At 65.4% G+C, this 14563-nt stretch carries 16 protein-coding genes; 5 read left to right on the top strand and 11 right to left on the bottom strand.

Annotated features, from left to right (window positions below):
* Positions 1–13 precede the first annotated feature (13 nt).
* Both ABDJ38_RS07410 and ABDJ38_RS07405 read left to right on the top strand, forming a co-directional pair.
* Positions 14–928 (top strand): DMT family transporter, encoded by a 915-nt coding sequence (locus ABDJ38_RS07410; protein ID WP_346784447.1) that lies wholly within the window; start codon positions 14–16, stop codon positions 926–928.
* Positions 929–1009: 81 nt separating this feature from the next.
* Positions 1010–1138, top strand: a complete 129-nt coding sequence (locus ABDJ38_RS07405; RefSeq protein WP_346784446.1) for a hypothetical protein — start codon at positions 1010–1012, stop codon at positions 1136–1138.
* A 20-nt stretch (positions 1139–1158) separates the two neighbouring features.
* On the opposite strand, the gene ABDJ38_RS07400 is transcribed toward ABDJ38_RS07405, so the two are convergent.
* The 8 genes from ABDJ38_RS07400 to ABDJ38_RS07365 all read right to left on the bottom strand — a co-directional run bounded on the left by ABDJ38_RS07400 (position 1159) and on the right by ABDJ38_RS07365 (position 7519).
* Positions 1159–1755, bottom strand: coding sequence for a DUF938 domain-containing protein (locus ABDJ38_RS07400; RefSeq protein WP_346784445.1), 597 nt, complete (start codon positions 1753–1755; stop codon positions 1159–1161).
* Positions 1752–2441, bottom strand: coding sequence for an NAD(P)H-binding protein (locus ABDJ38_RS07395; protein ID WP_346784444.1), 690 nt, complete (start codon positions 2439–2441; stop codon positions 1752–1754). Before ABDJ38_RS07395 ends, ABDJ38_RS07400 begins: the two co-directional genes overlap by 4 nt.
* On the bottom strand, positions 2434–3594 hold the full coding sequence (locus ABDJ38_RS07390; RefSeq protein ID WP_346784443.1) for a deoxyguanosinetriphosphate triphosphohydrolase: 1161 nt from the start codon (positions 3592–3594) through the stop codon (positions 2434–2436). Before ABDJ38_RS07390 ends, ABDJ38_RS07395 begins: the two co-directional genes overlap by 8 nt.
* Before the next feature lie 105 nt (positions 3595–3699).
* A complete protein-coding gene (locus tag ABDJ38_RS07385; protein ID WP_346784442.1) occupies positions 3700–5151 on the bottom strand; it encodes an NAD(P)(+) transhydrogenase (Re/Si-specific) subunit beta in 1452 nt (483 codons plus the stop codon).
* A complete protein-coding gene (locus tag ABDJ38_RS07380) occupies positions 5151–5435 on the bottom strand; it encodes an NAD(P) transhydrogenase subunit alpha part 2 (protein WP_346784441.1) in 285 nt (94 codons plus the stop codon). Before ABDJ38_RS07380 ends, ABDJ38_RS07385 begins: the two co-directional genes overlap by 1 nt.
* 35 nt (positions 5436–5470) lie before the next feature.
* Complete coding sequence (locus ABDJ38_RS07375) at positions 5471–6259, bottom strand: hypothetical protein (RefSeq protein ID WP_346784440.1); 789 nt, start codon at positions 6257–6259, stop codon at positions 5471–5473.
* Positions 6256–7377 carry an NAD(P) transhydrogenase subunit alpha gene (locus ABDJ38_RS07370; RefSeq protein WP_346784439.1) on the bottom strand — a complete coding sequence of 374 codons (1122 nt, stop codon included), beginning with the start codon at positions 7375–7377 and terminating at the stop codon, positions 6256–6258. Before ABDJ38_RS07370 ends, ABDJ38_RS07375 begins: the two co-directional genes overlap by 4 nt.
* A 19-nt stretch (positions 7378–7396) precedes the next feature.
* Entirely contained in the window at positions 7397–7519 is a 123-nt protein-coding gene (locus tag ABDJ38_RS07365; RefSeq protein ID WP_346784438.1) for a hypothetical protein, read from the bottom strand.
* A 155-nt stretch (positions 7520–7674) separates the two neighbouring features.
* Between ABDJ38_RS07365 and ABDJ38_RS07360 the strand changes: the two genes are divergently transcribed.
* Positions 7675–9096, top strand: a complete 1422-nt coding sequence (locus tag ABDJ38_RS07360; RefSeq protein WP_346784437.1) for a sigma-54-dependent transcriptional regulator — start codon at positions 7675–7677, stop codon at positions 9094–9096.
* Between the two features lie 117 nt (positions 9097–9213).
* Here the strand turns inward: ABDJ38_RS07360 and folP are convergent, their stop codons facing one another.
* Positions 9214–10338, bottom strand: coding sequence for a dihydropteroate synthase (gene folP / locus ABDJ38_RS07355; protein ID WP_346784435.1), 1125 nt, complete (start codon positions 10336–10338; stop codon positions 9214–9216).
* A gap of 244 nt (positions 10339–10582) precedes the next feature.
* Between folP and ABDJ38_RS07350 the strand changes: the two genes are divergently transcribed.
* Positions 10583–11131 (top strand): TetR/AcrR family transcriptional regulator, encoded by a 549-nt coding sequence (locus tag ABDJ38_RS07350; protein WP_346784434.1) that lies wholly within the window; start codon positions 10583–10585, stop codon positions 11129–11131.
* Positions 11128–12258, top strand: a complete 1131-nt coding sequence (locus ABDJ38_RS07345) for an MFS transporter (RefSeq protein WP_346784432.1) — start codon at positions 11128–11130, stop codon at positions 12256–12258. Before ABDJ38_RS07350 ends, ABDJ38_RS07345 begins: the two co-directional genes overlap by 4 nt.
* 22 nt (positions 12259–12280) lie before the next feature.
* Here ABDJ38_RS07345 and ABDJ38_RS07340 read toward each other — a convergent pair whose 3' ends face one another.
* Both ABDJ38_RS07340 and ABDJ38_RS07335 read right to left on the bottom strand, forming a co-directional pair.
* A complete protein-coding gene (locus ABDJ38_RS07340) occupies positions 12281–13417 on the bottom strand; it encodes a site-specific DNA-methyltransferase (RefSeq protein WP_346784431.1) in 1137 nt (378 codons plus the stop codon).
* A 217-nt stretch (positions 13418–13634) separates the two neighbouring features.
* On the bottom strand, positions 13635–14561 hold the full coding sequence (locus ABDJ38_RS07335; protein ID WP_346784430.1) for a calcium/sodium antiporter: 927 nt from the start codon (positions 14559–14561) through the stop codon (positions 13635–13637).
* Positions 14562–14563 lie beyond the last annotated feature (2 nt).

Raw genomic sequence — 14563 nt, 5'->3', positions numbered from 1 at the left:
CTAAGGCAGGCGCATGAGCGATAGCGATCTCGACCGGCCGATGATGGCTTTGGCCATGCGGCTGGCGGGAATCATGGGCTTTGCGCTGATGGCTGCGCTGATCAAACTCGCTTCGCAGCGCGGGATACACCTTGCCGAGATCATCTTCTGGCGCCAGCTCGTTTCGGTGCCGCTGATTGCCGGCTGGGCGATCTATGCCGGCGGTCTGCACCTGCTCGCCACAAAGCGGCCCAAGGCCCATCTGGTGCGCAGCCTCTACGGCATCGTCGGCATGCTATGCAATTTTGGAGCGGTGATCCTGCTGCCGCTGGCCGAGGCGCAGACGATCAACTTCTCTGCCCCGATCTTCGCCGTGATCCTTTCCATGGTGCTGCTGCGCGAATCAGTCGGCATATGGCGCTGGTCGGCAGTACTGGCGGGGTTCGCCGGCATTCTCGTGATCGCGCGCCCGGGCGACAGCGACATTGCGCTTGAAGGCGCGCTGGTGGCGCTGGGCGGCGCCTTCATGATCGCCCTGATCTCGATCCAGATCCGCGATCTCGGCAAGACCGAGAAGCCCTTCGTGATCGTATTCTGGTTCGCGCTCACCAGCGCCGTGCTGACCGCGCCGCTGCTGCCCTTCACGATGAAGGCGCATGGCTGGCAGGACTGGCTGCTGTTGCTCGCCATCGGGCTGACCGGAACCTGGGGGCAGATCCTCATCACCATGGCGCTACGCTATGGCAAGGTCGCGAGCGTGATCGTGATGGACTATTCGGCCATCGTCTGGGCAACGCTGCTTGGGTGGCTGATATTCTCCAACCTGCCACCCGCAACGACCTTTATCGGCGCGCCGATCGTGATCGCGGCCGGGCTGGTGATCGCATGGCGCGAACGGGTGCTGTCTCGCCGCGCCTTCGTCGATCAGCGGCAGGCGACCGGAACCTGACGGCCGCTCGGCGGTTTCTTCTGCAATACCCCGGCGGCGCAGAAAAGCCGCGAACCTTGGGGCTTCTGGAAAGGAATTGCCATGACACGCAAGCTGATCATCGCCGCTACTACCGCCGCGCTCGCCTTTGCCGCCACCGCCTGCAACACCGTGAGCGGCGCCGGCGAAGACCTGCAGTCCGCTTCTGACACCGTCGCCGACGAAATGTGAGCAAGCCTCGGTGCTCGCTGTCAGCCCTCGCGGCGATAGACGAGCACCAGATTGTTGGCAGGCATAACGTGCCGCGTGGCGAGGGTGAGCCCTTGCGCGCGGCACAGGTCGTCAAGCCATTCCCGGTTACGTAAGCCCCAGGCGGGATTGCGTGCCTTCAGACTGTCATCGAACGCGAGGTTCGACGGCGCAGTCTCCACCTCGGCTTCGCGCCACGGGCCGTAGAGGATCAGCGGCGCGCCGGGCCCAAGGATTCGTCCTGCAGCCGCGACGAGCCCTACGGTGGCGGATATCGGGCTGATATGCGCCATGTTCGAGCAGTAAATCGCATCGGCACGCGCAATAGGCCAGTCGGTGGCGCTCGCATCGAGCTGGATTGGCGGGAGGAGGTTATCGCCCGGATAGTCCTCGCGCCAGGCCGCTATCGAGTCGAGGGACTCGGGATCGGGGTCGCTCGGTTGCCAGGTGAGCTTCGGGAAAAGCCCGGCGAAGTGCACACCGTGCTCGCCCGTCCCGCTCGCCACTTCGAGCACAAGACCCGAGGCGGGCAGTTCTCCTGTCAGCACTTCGGCAATCGGAGCGCGGTTGCGCTCCGTGGCAGGGGCAAAGCGTTTCACGCTGTCTTCGCCTGAGCCAAAGCACGGGCGAGGCGCTGGATCGAGCCATAATCGTGTTCGAAGGTGCCGCGTGCAGGCGTGCGGGTCGCCTGCAACAACGCAGCCGCCACATCGCGCGCCGCAACCGACCGATAGCGCCGCTTCGAGCCATGCAGAAACAGATCGGCCAGCGGCGACAAAAGTTGCCCGATCCCTTCTAGCGCGCGCCGCTCGCCCTCCCGTTTGCCGCGCAACAGACCGGGCCGCACAATATCCAATCGCGCGAAACGAAGTCGGCGCAAGCGCTGCTCCGCCTCGCCTTTCATGGCAAGATACTGCGCCTTGGCATGCAGATCTGCTCCGACCGACGAGAGATGTACAAACTGCCGCGCACCCGCCTTCAGCGCTGCTTCGGCCACAGTCAGCACGAGTTCGCAGTCGACTTCGCGCAGACCCGTGCGCCCGGATTTCGCCTGCGTGGTGCCGAGCGCGCAGATCACCGCATCGGGCGCAATGGTGGCAATCGCCTGCGGCCAGTTCTCTACCGGCGCGAGCATCATCTCCATCCGCCCGCCGCGCGGCAGCGGCACTTCGCGCCGCGCCAGGGCAAGCAGCGACAGCCCCGGCACATCGCGTCCTTGCGCGATAACTTCGCGCCCCACCAGCCCGGTCGCGCCGACCAGCAGGACTCGCGTCGGGTCAGACATTAGTCAGCCGCGCCGATACTTCGCCGAAGATGCGGCGATACTGCTCGATGGCATAGCGGTCGGTCATCCCGGCGAGGAAATCGGCGATATGCCGCGCGCGCTGCGGTTCCTGCGGCGGCAGGCTGTCGGTCCAGCTGGGCGGCATCAGCGCGGGATCCTGATCGTAAGCGGCATAGAGCTTGGCAATCACCTCGCGTGCGCGGCCGGCAGTGCGTGTCTGCTCCTCGTGGTAGTAGAGCCGCTCGTACATGAACTTCTTGAGCCGACGCTCACGCGCCTGCATCTCGGGCGAAAAGGCCGCGATGGGCCCACCCGCAGCGCGGACTTCCTCGGCGCTGCCGATGCCTTGCAGGTTCGCTCGCGTGGTTTCGAGCAGATCGTTGACCATTAGCCCGATCTGGCTGCGCACCAGCTCGCGCAGCAGCTGCTTTTCATCGGCATCGGGAAAGCGGCGCTCGATGGCGCGGAACTCGTCGGCAACGAATTCGAGCGTCAGCAGATCGTCGAGCTTGAGGAACCCGGCGCGATAGCCGTCGTCGATGTCGTGGTTGTCGTAGGCGATATCGTCGGCCAGCGCCGCCACCTGCGCTTCGAGCGAGGGCCACTGGGTGAGGTCGAGCGGAAAGGCCGCGTCCAGCTCTTGCAAGGCCCAGCGCGGCTCGGCCACCGGGCCGTTGTGCTTGGCGATGCCTTCGAGCAGCTCCCAGGAAAGGTTCAGCCCGGGAATCCCGCAATAGGGGCTGTCGAGCCGCATCAGCACCCGCAGCGCATGTTCGTTATGGTCGAAGCCCCCGCGTGGTGCGAGCGACGCGTCGAGCGCCTCTTCGCCCGAGTGTCCGAACGGCGGGTGGCCGAGATCGTGCGCGAGGCACAGCGCCTCCGTCAGATCCTCGTCGAGCCCCAGCTGGCGCGCGACCACCCGGCCGATCTGCGCCACTTCTAGGCTATGGGTGAGCCGCACCCGGTAGTGATCGCCATCGGGCGCAACGAACACCTGCGTCTTGCCCGCGAGGCGGCGGAAAGCGATCGAGTGGATGATGCGGTCGCGATCGCGCTGGAACACGCTGCGCGGACCGCGCGCGCCGTCCCCTTCCTGGGCAAATTCGCGACCGCGCGAGGCGGCGGGATCGGCGGCATAGGGGGCAAGAGGCATGGGCCAAGCGCTAGTGCGCGCGCCCTGTCCCCGCAACCGGAACACTTGGTGAACCTCGTCACCCCGTGCTGGGCGCGCGCCGATTATCCACCGGCGTGCCCTGCATTAGTCGCCCAGCGCCTTGTTGATCTCCTCGACCATCTTCTTGGCATCGGCGAGCAGCATCATGGTCTGGTCCATGTAGAACACGTCGTTGTCGACGCCCGCATAGCCGACGCCGCCCATCGAGCGCTTGATGAAGAACACCTGCCGCGCCTTGTCGACGTCGAACACTGGCATCCCGTAGATCGGGCTCGACTTGTCGGTTTTCGCCGCGGGGTTCACCACGTCGTTCGCGCCGATAATGAAGGCGACGTCGCACTGGGCGAACTCGGAGTTGATGTCCTCCAGCTCGAACACCTTGTCATAGTCCACCGATGCTTCGGCGAGCAGCACGTTCATGTGCCCCGGCATCCGGCCCGCCACCGGGTGGATCGCGAACTTCACCTCGACGCCCTGTTCTTCGAGCAGGTCGGTCATCTCGCGCAGCGCGTGCTGCGCCTGCGCCACAGCCATGCCGTAGCCCGGAATGACGATGACCTTTTCGGCCTGCTTGAGCATGAAGGCGGCATCGTCGGCGCTGCCTTGCTTGTAGGGCCGCTGCTCGCGCGCCTCGCCGCTACCTGCGCCGCCCGCGTCGGCGCCGAAGCCACCCGCGATCACGGCGAGGAACTGGCGGTTCATCGCCCGGCACATGATGTAGCTCAGGATCGCCCCCGAAGCGCCGACCAGCGCGCCGGTAATGATCATCGCGGTGTTGCCGAGCGTGAAGCCCATCGCCGCCGCCGCCCAGCCCGAGTAGGAGTTGAGCATCGAGACCACGACCGGCATGTCGGCCCCGCCGATGGGGATGATCAGCAGAAAGCCGATCACGAAGGCGAGCACCGTCAGCCCGACAATCAGCGGCATCGTGGCACCGGGCGCAGCCATGGTGAACATGGCGGTCAGCACGAGGATCGCAGCCAGCGTGCCGAGGTTGATCACATGCCGCGCGGGCAGCAGGATCGGCGCGCCCTTCATCCGGCCAGAGAGCTTGGCAAAGGCGATGACCGAGCCCGAGAAGGTGATCGCGCCGATGGCAATGCCAAGCGCCATCTCGATCTTGCTGACCGAGTTGATCCCGCCATCCGCATCGAGCAGGCCGAAAGCCGCAGGGCTGAGATAAGCGGCCCAGCCCACCAGCACCGCCGCAAGGCCAACTAGGCTGTGAAAGCCTGCCACCAGTTCGGGCATAGCGGTCATGGCGATGCGCCGGGCGATGGTCACGCCGATCATAGCGCCGATCAGGATCGCGACGCCGATCTCGATGATGTTCGCGATCTGGTGCGTGACCAGCGTGGTGACCACGGCAATCGCCATGCCGACCATGCTGTAGCGGTTGCCCTTGCGGCTCGTTTCAGGGCTGGAAAGCCCGCGCAGTGCGAGGATGAAGAACACCCCCGCCACGAGATAGGCCAGGGCGACCCACGGGTTCACCCCGGTGCCAGCAGCACCGACCGTCAGGAAGGAGAGAGCCATCACTTCTTCTCCTTCTTCTTGTACATCGCCAGCATGCGCTCGGTTACGGCAAAGCCGCCGAAGATGTTGATGCTCGCCAGCACCACCGCGGCGAGGCCAACCCATTTGGCCAGCCCGCTCCCGGCCTCGGCCGCAGCGATCAGCGCGCCGACGATGATCACCGAGGAAATCGCATTGGTCACCGCCATCAGCGGCGTGTGCAGCGCGGGCGTGACCGACCACACGACGTAATAGCCCACGAAGCAGGCCATCACGAAGATGCTCAGTATGCTTATGAAATCCATCTCGTGCCTATCCCCTCACTGGCTCGCAGCCATCATCACAGCAATTTCGACAGCGCCATCGCCACCAGCACCACCAACAGCGCCAGCCCGGCAAGGCGGCCCGTCATGCCGGCGCGGCGCCACAAGCTACGCTCCCCGTCCGGGCCAAGCGCTGGCGCGTCGTCGGCAGGCGGCGCAGTGAACCAAGCACCGAGCAGACCTCCGCGCCCTTCTACCATGGCGGCCTCCACCATCGGCACCGCACCGATCTGCGCGAGCTTGGCAAAGGCGTCCTCACCCCGGCGGATGGCATAGGGCGTATCGAGCGCCCGATCTTCGAACAAAAGCAGTTTCGTGCCTTCGCGCGGAACAAGCCAGTAGGTGCGCTGAACCATCGCCATCAGTTGCGAGCGATAGCCTTCCAATCGCGTCTCCAGCCGGTCGACCGTCGCCCAGGCATAGCGCCCTTCGGCAGCGGGCGGGCGATGGACCAGCGACCGGTCGCGCGGCAGGTGGTAGGCGATACCTTCGGCATCGGCAGCCACCCAGCCCTTCCAGAAACCGCGCGCATTGCGCCACACATATTGTGCAAGCCCCGCGCACAGCAGGAACAAGGCGAACAGCACCACAAAGGTCGCGATCCGGGCGATCACGCTCATCGCGGCGAACGGCGTGACAGCCGCGGAAAACCCAAGGCCCAGAGCGAGCCCGGCCAAGATGACCGCCATAATCCCGGAAAACACCGCGCGCGGCATATCGCTGCGCCAGATGATCGGTGCATCGTGCAGCCCATCGGCCTCTGGCGCTTCCGCAGCGGGCCATGGCGACGGGCGCGCCTCGCTCACCCCTTCAGCCTCTCGCTCACCACTGCGCCGCCGCGCGTCAGCCGCACGGCATCGCCAATCTCCTCGTCGAGCACGGGCTTGCCCTGGTCCTTGTCCCAGAAGGCGCTGAGGAAGTTGAACAGGTTGCGCGCATAGAGCGCCGAGGCATCCGCCGCGAGGTGCGCGGGCGTGTTGGCATAGCCCATGATGAAGACGCCGTGCTTCTCCACCACAGAATCGGGCACCGAGCCCTCCACGTTCCCGCCCTGCGCCACGGCAAGGTCGAAAATCACGCTGCCGGGCTTCATCGTCGCGATCTGCGCGTCCGAGATCAGGCGCGGTGCCGCGCGCCCCGGAATCAGCGCGGTGGTGATCACGATGTCCTGCTTGGCGATATGGCTGGAAACCAGCTCCGCCTGCGCCTGCTGGTATTCCTCGCTCATCTCGGTGGCATAGCCGCCCGAGCCCTCGCCCTCGATCCCCTCCACGCTCTCGACGAAGATCGGCTTCGCGCCGAGCGAGAGGATTTGCTCCTTGGTGGCCGAACGCACATCGGTCGCCGAGACCTGCGCGCCGAGCCTGCGCGCGGTCGCAATTGCCTGCAAGCCCGCGACGCCCACGCCCATCACGAAGCACTTGGCCGCAGACACTGTGCCCGCCGCCGTCATCATCATTGGAAAGGCGCGGCCATACTGATTGGCCGCGGCCAACACCGCCTTGTATCCGGCAAGGTTCGACTGGCTGGACAACACGTCCATGCTCTGCGCACGGGTGATGCGCGGCATGAACTCCATCGCCAGCGCCTCGAATCCGCCCGCAGCATAAGCATCGATGCGCGCGCGTTCACCGAACGGATCGAACATTGCTGCCACCCATGCGCCCGGCTTTGCCCCAGCCAACGCCGCCACGTCGGGCGCCTGCACGCCGAGCACGATATCGGCCCCGGCCACCGCCTCAGCGGCAGGAATCACCTCGGCCCCGGCCTCACGATAGGCGGAATCAGCGATGGAGGCGGAAGCTCCTGCCCCCTCCTCCACTGCCATGGTTGCCCCCAGCGCGATGAATTTTTTCACCGTCTCGGGCGAGGCGGCCACTCGGCTCTCTCCGGCGGCCTGCTCTTTCAGTACCGCGATCCGCATCCTCTCCACGCGGACCCGATCAGGCGATCAGGATGACGACGAGCGCCACCAGCGCCGCGACCAGCGGCACGGTCCACTTCAGCGTGCTGATGAAGCCGGAATAGGTATCACGCGCGTCGTTCATGTCTTGTTGTTGAGCCATGGATAGTCTCGTCTCGTCCTCAATGGAATGTTTTGTGATCCTAGCTCTATCTCCGCAAGGCTCGGTGCTCAAGCTCTGCTTAAGAGCCTTTTTACCAGCCATGGTTAAAAGGCTCTCTTACAATGGCCCGCTTTGGGCGAGGACAGTAGGAAACCATGGCCGAGCCTGAACAGCGCCTGTTGATGCTGATAGACGACGAGCCGGCGCAGAGCCGCCTTATCACTGCGCTTGCTGCGCGCGAGGGATGGCGCACGCTGGTGGTCGATGACGCCGAAAAAGCCATCGCCACCCTTGGCACGCGCGAAGGCATGCAGCTTTCCGCCATTATTCTCGATCAATGGGTGCCTGGCGACGAGGCTTGTGAGCTGATCGCAGAGCTGAAAAAGCGCCGCCCGGCCCTCCCCATTCTGATGCTGACCGCCAGCACATCGCCGCTGCTCGCGGTGGAAGCCATGCGCGCGGGGGCCACCGACTATCTGGTGAAGCCCGTCGCGCCCGACCGCATGATGCAGGCGCTGCGCAACGCTACCCACGCGGAAGCCCCGCGCGACGAACTCACCCCGCTCACCGAGAAGATGCCCGCCGACCTCGACTTCGACGCGATGGTCGGCACGGCGCCCACTTTCCGCGATGCGCTGGCCAAGGCGGCCAAGGCCGCGCGCGGCCACGGCCCGGTCCTGATCGAGGGCGAGAGCGGTACAGGCAAGGAAATGCTGGTGCGCGCGATGCACAGCGCCAGTCCGCGCGCGAAAACCGCCTTCCGCATGGTCAATATCGCCGGGGTTTCGGCGAGCAGCCTTGAATCGCTGTTGTTCGGACATGAGAAAGGCGCCTTTCCCGGTGCCTTCGACAAACATGTCGGCGCCTTGCAGAACTGCGACGGCGGCACGCTCGTGCTTGACGAGGTGGACCGCCTCCCGCTTGACCTGCAGGACCGGCTGATCGAGGTCATGACCAACAATTCGGTCCGCCCGATCGGTGCGACCTATTCCTACAAGATCGACGTGCGAATCATCTCGGCCAGCAACCTCCCGCTCGTCGATCTCACCGATGCAGGCCACTTCCGGCAGGAACTGCTTGAACTGATCTCGCGCACCGTCGTTCATCTGCCGCCCTTGCGCGAACGCAACCGGGATATCGGCGCGCTGACCCGCTATTTCCTGCACCAGATCGGCCAGCAGCCGGGCCTGCGCCCACTGGGCATCACCTCCGATGCGCTACGCCTGTTCGGGGCGTATGACTGGCCGGGCAACGTCCGTCAGTTGCAGACCGTGCTGTTCCGCGCCGCCGTGTTCTGCGAGGGCGATGCGCTGACGGCGGACGACTTCCCGCAACTGCGCGAACTGGTCGGCGAGATCGAGCAGGTTGCGCGCTCGCCCATGCGCGACAGTGCGGGCGTGATGCTTTACACCGAAGACGGCAACCTGCGCCCGCTCGAGGAGATCGAGGCCGACGTGATCCGCCTCGCCATCGGCCACTATCGCGGCCGCATGACCGAAGTGGCGCGCCGCCTCGGGATCGGCCGCTCGACGCTGTATCGCAAGCTGAGCGACCTCGGGATCGACAACGCGGCCTGATTGGTTTTGCGAAAGCCCATCCGGGCTTTCGTCCTCGGTGCTGTTCCCTCCGCTTTGCTGCGGGGCACCTGCGGGCGGGCGCTTGCCCTTGCGACCCCTGTGGGGTCGATCTCAGAGTCAAGCCACCAACCCGTTGAAGTCAGTGAGCGCCGCGTCTCTCAGCCCGCGCCACACGTTGCGCGCCTGCACCGTCTCGAACACGTCGTGCACGCGCAGCAGGTGATAGCCCGCGTCCATCCCCAGTTGCGCCAGCGTCAGCGAGCCGCCCAGCCGCTGGTACGCGGCAGCCTCGTTGCTCAGCGCGCCGATCATCCGTTTGCGGCTCGCGCCTAGCAACAGCGGCTGGCCGAGCGCGTGGAACAGCGGCAGCGCATTCAGCAGCGCGAGGTTGTCCGCCAGCGTCTTGCCAAAGCCCACGCCCGGATCGAGCACGATCTTCTCGCGCGCAATCCCTGCCGCGAGCGCCGCATCGCGCCGCTCTTTCAGCCAGTCGAACACGTCGAAAGCGACGGCTGTATAGCTCCCATCCTTGTGCAGCCCCTCGGCGGCCTCGACGCTCGCGCCGGGCGCGTGCATCAGGATCACCGGCGCCCCGCTGGCAGCGGCATAGGCAAGGCTGCGCGGATCGTGGCGCAGGGCGGACACATCGTTGATCACATGTGCCCCAGAGCCAAGCGCCGCCTCCATCACCGCCGGTCGCCGGGTGTCCACGCTCACCGCCGCGCCCATCGCCGCGCAGACCTCGATGGCGGGGACGACGCGCTTGATCTCGTCGCCCTCCCACACGGTGGCCGCGCCCGGACGGGTGCTCTCGCCGCCGATGTCGAGAATGGCCGCGCCCGCCTCGTGCATGGTGGCGGCCTGCGTTCGCATGGCCTCAGGGTCGTCCATGAACTGGCCGCCGTCGGAGAAGCTGTCGGGCGTCACGTTGAGGATGCCCATCACCTGCGGCTGGTCGAGCCGGATCGTGCGCTCCCCGCATTGCAGCGGCGGGTGGACGCGCTGAAGGTCGGCCCACTGCGCCGCGCCTTCGCCTGTTAGGCCAGCGGGCAGCTCCGCCAGCGCCGCGTCCATGCCTTCGCGGGTGACGACCTGACGTGACACCACCGCGCCGCCAGAGCGCACAATCACTGCGAACTCCCGCACATAGACCATTGATCCACCGAGACGAACGGCATCACCTTCGACCGCCTGCGGCCCGGTCACGGTGGTCAGCGGCTGGAGGTAGACGGTGTGGCTCATCGTTCAGCTTTCTGCGGCTTTTCCTGCAAGGGTGTTACAGGTGTGACAGAGTACAGGGGAAGAAAACCCTCTGGTCATTCTCGTGCACAGTTCTGCGTAACCCCATGACGGTTCGCGCGCGGTTCAAGCACAGGTGGCGGGGCGTAGGAAAGGGGGTTGGCGGCTCGTCTCAACCAGCGAATCGGATTGCCGGCAATTGCGCCCACAGTGGACACCGACTGCAATGTAAAACGAGCGTTTTACATTGCTTCAGCGTTCGGTTACGCTTTCGGTCATGCCAAACGATGAACTCACAATTGCCGCTGAGCGGCTTTTCGACACAAACGGCTATAGCGCGACCGGGATGGACAGCTTGACTCAGGCTGCCGGTATGTCGAGCCGGACACTCTATAAACGTGTCGGCAGCAAGGCGGCGCTGATGGGCCGGGTGCTGGCCGAGCGTGATCGACGCTTCATGGAAGCCATTGCGGTTCAGAGCGTGGATGCGCTTTTTTCCGCCGTTGAGCATTGGGTGCGGACAGAGGGCGCGCGCGGGTGTCTTTTCCTGCGCTCACTGGCCGAGACCGGAGGCAATACGCCCGAGATCGCCGCGGCTGTCACTGCTCACAAGACGGCGTTCCGGCATCGCATTCATGAAATCGTTGCTGCGGACCTCGGCCACGAGGATCCGGCTCTCGCCGAACAGATTCTTATTCTCGCGGAGGGAGCAACACACGCCGCAGTGTATCGTGGCGTAACGGCAGTATCGGCAGCTCGCTCCGCCGCTGGTCTGTTGGTTGATGCGCGACGATGAGCCCAACGCTTCGCGTAGGCGCGACCGGATTTGGCTTGATCGCGCTGTGCTACGGCTTCGCGCGGTTCGCCTTTGGCTTGTTCCTGCCGCAGATCGATGCCGAGCTTGACCTTGGCTCGTCATTAAGCGGCGTGATCTCGGGCGGGTCGTTTGCCGGTTACTGTATTGCGATCATAGCTGCAGCGGCCCTCACTGAACGGCTTGGGGCGCGTATCGTGGCGATATCGGCGGCAATGCTCGCCGCGATTGGCATGGCCGGGATCGCACTGGCTCCGTCTCCTGCCTTCCTGGCATTTGCCGTAATCGTCGCCGGGTTGAGCACGGGTCTTGCCTCTCCACCGATGGCGGCGGCTGTCGTCGCCGCCGTTCGAGCCGACCGGCAAGATGCGACGAACACGTTTATCAATGCGGGGACGAGCGCGGGTGTCGCCCTGTCCGGCCCGATCGCGCTTGCCATGAACGGGCAATGGCGAACGACATTTGCGATTTTCGCTGGATTGGCGGTTGTTCTGGCGGCTGTCGCCTCCGTCGCTTTGCCGTCTACCCGCGGCAGCGCTTCCTCAATCGGCCTGCCAAGGATTACGAAGCCACTCGGCTCCTTGATCGTCGCCACTTTCCTGATCGGCATGGCGAGCACTGCGATCTGGTCGTTCGGCGGGCAACTCGTCTCGCAAAATTTGGGTTGGGGCCCTACCGGAACGGCCATACTTTGGAGCGGCATCGGGACAGGAGGAATTATCGGGGCGTGGGCCGGCAGCCTTGTGTCGCGCTTCGGCCTCCAGCGCATCCATCTGCTATTCTGCGGTGCTGTTGCAGCCACCATCGCGGCAGTCGGGTCCGGTGTGGCAATGGCCGGACTGGTGCTGGCAAGTGGAGCGCTTTTCGGTGCCGCTTACGTCATGCTGAGCGGCGTCTATCTAATCTGGGGCGTGCAAGCCCTACCGGAGCGCCCCGCAACCGGCTTGACGATCGGTTTCCTGACCCTTGCCATCGGGCAGACTGTCGGGGCTTCCCTCTTTGGCCTGCTGCTGGGCGGCCCCGGTATGGGAACGGCGATCATCGCCTTTGCCGCCATCGCGATGGCGGCCGGGGTGGTTCGCCCCGGGTTCAGCCCTGCCCGCGCGTGAGCGAGCCGCCTTCAGTGTTCGATCAATCCTCCACGCTCAGCAAATAGAGCTGCCGCGCCGCATCGATCGGCTTGATCTCGCCATCGCGCTCGTAGTGCCAGAAGGTCCAGCCGTTGCAGCTCGGCGCGCCTTGCAGTGTCTTGCCGACATGGTGGATCGAGCCGCTTTCCTTCTCGCACAGCAGCGAGCCATCGGCGCGCACCTGCGCGCGCCAGCGGCGCTTCTTGTCGAACACCTCGGTCCCCGCCGGCAGCAGCCCCGCCTCGACCACCGCGCCAAAGGCCACGCGCGGCTGGCTGCGGGCGCTCTGCATCGTGGTCAGCGCGCTTTCGTCGAGGGGGAGTTCTTTGGCGATCCGCGCCGTCGCCACTTTGCGGTAGGCCGCCTCGCGCTCGCAGCCGATCCACTCGCGGCCCAAGCGCTTGGCCACCGCGCCGGTGGTGCCGGTGCCGAAGAACGGGTCAAGCACGACATCGCCCTTCTCGGTGGTGGCGAGCAGCACGCGGTACAGCAGGCTCTCGGGCTTCTGCGTGGGGTGGGCCTTGTGGCCGTCATCGCCCTTCAGCCGCTCGCCGCCCGAGCAGATCGGGAGCACCCAGTCGCTGCGCATCTGCAGTTCGTCGTTCAGCGTCTTCATCGCGCGATAGTTGAAGTGATAGCGCGCCTTTTCGCCCTGGCTCGCCCACAGCAGCGTCTCGTGCGCATTGGTGAAGCGGGTGCCGCGGAAGTTGGGCATCGGGTTAGACTTGCGCCAGACGATGTCGTTAAGCAGCCAGAACCCGAGGTCCTGCATGATCGCGCCAACGCGGTAGATGTTGTGGTACGAGCCGATCACCCACAGCCCGCCATCGGGTTTGAGTATCCGTTTGCACTCGGTCAGCCATTCGCGGGTGAAGGCGTCGTAAGCCGCAAAACTGTCGAAGCGGTCCCAGTCGTCGGTGACGGCGTCGACGTGGCTGCCGTCGGGGCGGTTGAGGTCGCCGCCGAGCTGGAGGTTGTAGGGCGGGTCGGCGAAGACGAGGTCGATGCTCGCATCGGGCAGCTTGCGCATTTCCGAAACGCAGTCGCCCGCGAGGATCTGCCCCAGCGGCAGCTCGACCTTCGGCGCAGCTTTTACCCGTGCCGGGCGCGGAGCCCGGACTATCGTCAATTCACCCATGAACAATCAATCCCTCGCTTATCCACAGGCTTGTGAGTCCTTGCGACTCGCCAGTCAAGGTAGCGTGAGCGAGGCCAGACCCCAAAATGCAGGGTGCGACTCGGGCGAACGAAAGGGGAATGACACCAGATGTTGAGTCTCGCTCTGGCAGCCGGACTCGACATGATGGGGTGTGGCCAGCAAGACTCGCGCTTCGGAAATCGCGCGAATTATTTTTCTAAAGTGCGAAGACCAGCCCGGTATTGGCGGCAAAGGCGGCCAGCAGCGCCACGCCCAGCCCGCGTCCCAATCGCTTGGCATAGCGGCACAGGCCCAGGATCAGGACCGCGCTGGCCACCAGCACCGGCCATTCGATGTCGACCAGTTCGTAGGGAATCGGCTGCGGCGCGATGGTCATGGTGACGCCGCCGATCAGCAGCAGGTTGAACAGGTTGGAGCCGACCACATTGCCAATCGCCAGTTCGCTGCGACCGCGCAGGGCGGCTGCGGCAGTGGCGGCGAGTTCGGGCAGTGAAGTGCCGACAGCTACCACGGTGAGGCCGATGGCGGTCTGCGAGACGCCCGCCATCTGCGCCAGCTCGATCGCGCCGCCCACCAGCAGGTCACCGCCGCCGACCAGCGCGGCCAAGCCGCCACCGAATTGCAGCAGCGCGAGCCACCAGATCGGATCGCCCTCATCGTCTCCATCGTCCTCGCCGGTTTCGGGCAGTTGCCGCAGGCGCCACAGGATGTAGACCACCAGCGCCGCCAGCAGCGCCACACCCAGCGCGGGAGAGGCCCATTGCGCATAGGTCGCCAGCCAGAGGAACAGCCCCGCCACCAGCCCGATCAACGCGTCGCGCTTGCCGATCCCGCGCATGGCAATCGGCGCGATCAACGCACCCGCGCCAAGGATCAACAGCGAATTGGCGATGTTCGAGCCAACGATGTTCCCCCAGGCGATCCCGGGAGAGCCGAGCATGGCCGCCTGCACGCTCGCCACCAGTTCGGGCATCGAAGTCGCCGCGCCGACCACCACGAGGCCGGTAATCAGCGGCGAATTGCCGAGCATTCGGGAAATGCCCACGGCTCCACGCACCAGCAATTCGCCGCCCAGCGCGAGGGCGACGAGACCGCCGAGCACGGCAAGTATCGAAAAGATCATCT

This window comes from Aurantiacibacter flavus (genome assembly GCF_039710615.1).
Lineage (GTDB): Bacteria > Pseudomonadota > Alphaproteobacteria > Sphingomonadales > Sphingomonadaceae > Alteraurantiacibacter > Alteraurantiacibacter flavus.
This window is presented reverse-complemented; position numbering and strand designations above follow the sequence as displayed.